Here is a 1,445-nt window from a genome sequence, read left to right as displayed (position 1 = left end):
AAACGGCTGGCTCAGCTGTTGCGCCATCGCCCCGGCAATCGCCTGTTGCTGCGCTGTCTCGCTCAGAGTCCGCACATCCTCATAGCTCAGGGTGAAGCCGGCGTCCTGGCGGATCACCTGCACGTCATCGCGATACACAGTTCTGAGCACCTCATGACGGGCAATGATGGTTTGCAGGACGGCCTCAACCACCGTCAGGTCCAGCTCGCCGTCAACCGCAAAAGCCGCCGGCATATTGTATTGTGGTGTACCCTGCTCCAGCTGGTCGATAAACCATAACCGCTGCTGAGCATAAGACAACGGGGCAACACGATGCTGACCCAGCTGAGGGTCATCCTGCATCACTCTGGGCAGGGCTTTAATGTCCTCACGCAGTGTCTGTCCCTCGGCCGCAGCAACGGCTTTGGCCTGCTCAGCCACGGTGGTGGCATTGAATAACGTGCTCAGTGGCAGCTCCACTGCCAGCTGTGCGCGCAGTGCGGCGGCCAGCTTAACCGATAACAGGGAATGTCCGCCCAGTGCAAAGAAGCTCGCTGTGGTGCTGATCTGCGTGGCATCAAGGTGCAGTAATTCAGCCCAGATCTCACACACCGCCTGCTCGAGGTCAGTTTGCGGGGCAACGTAGTGGTCCTGCAGCGCCCCCGGGTCCACCTCTGGCAGCGCCTTTTTATTAATTTTACCGTTGGCGGTCAGTGGCCAGTGTGGGATCACCCGGCCCAGTTTCGGCACCATGTAATCGGGTAAACACCCTGCCAGCTCGCTCAGTGCCGCACTGATAAAGTCAGAATGGGTTGCCTCATCCAGCGCCTCTGTCGGCTGAACATAGGCCACCAGGTAAGTGCCGTTGGCCCCGCTTTTCGCCAGTACCACGGCACTGTCGATAGCCGCCTGACGGCTCAGCTGCTCGCTTATCTCGCCCAGCTCCACCCGGAAGCCACGAATTTTAACCTGATCGTCTGCCCGGCCCACAAATGCCAGCGTACCATCGGCCTGATAGCGCACTAAGTCGCCGGTGCGGTACAAGCGTGTTGAACTGCCTGCCACCTCAGGGTCATAAAAGGGGTTATCAATAAAGCGCTCGGCACTCAGCTCAGGCTGGTTCAGGTAGCCCCGTGCCAGCCCGTCACCGCCCAGGTACAACTCACCGGTTGCGCCATACGGCAGCAGCGCCAGCTGGTCATTCAGAATAAACGCCTGGGTGTTGCTGATCACCTGGCCGATCCCCGGCGCATGGTCGATTTCCTGGGTGAAGCAGGCACAGGTTGAATAGGTGGTGTCTTCCGACGGGCCATAAAGGTTATAGACCCGCTCGCAGTGTCCGTCGCGCAGTAACTGATTAACCACGTCGCGACCCAGCGGCTCACCGGCCAGGTTCACGACCCGCACGCCAGCCGGAATACCGGTTTGCTCCAGCAGGGCTTTAATGGCCGACGGCACCGTATTGA

At 59.7% G+C, this 1,445-nt stretch carries 1 protein-coding gene; it reads right to left on the bottom strand.

What is annotated here, in order from left to right; genetic code table 11:
- A partial coding sequence (locus tag QNM19_RS24430) for a condensation domain-containing protein (RefSeq protein WP_284027318.1) occupies positions 1-1,445 on the bottom strand: 1,445 nt, incomplete at both ends.

This window comes from Pseudoalteromonas ardens (genome assembly GCF_030125445.1).
GTDB lineage: Bacteria > Pseudomonadota > Gammaproteobacteria > Enterobacterales > Alteromonadaceae > Pseudoalteromonas > Pseudoalteromonas ardens.
The sequence above is the reverse complement of the archived record's forward strand: the minus strand, read 5'-3'. Positions and strand labels throughout refer to the sequence as shown.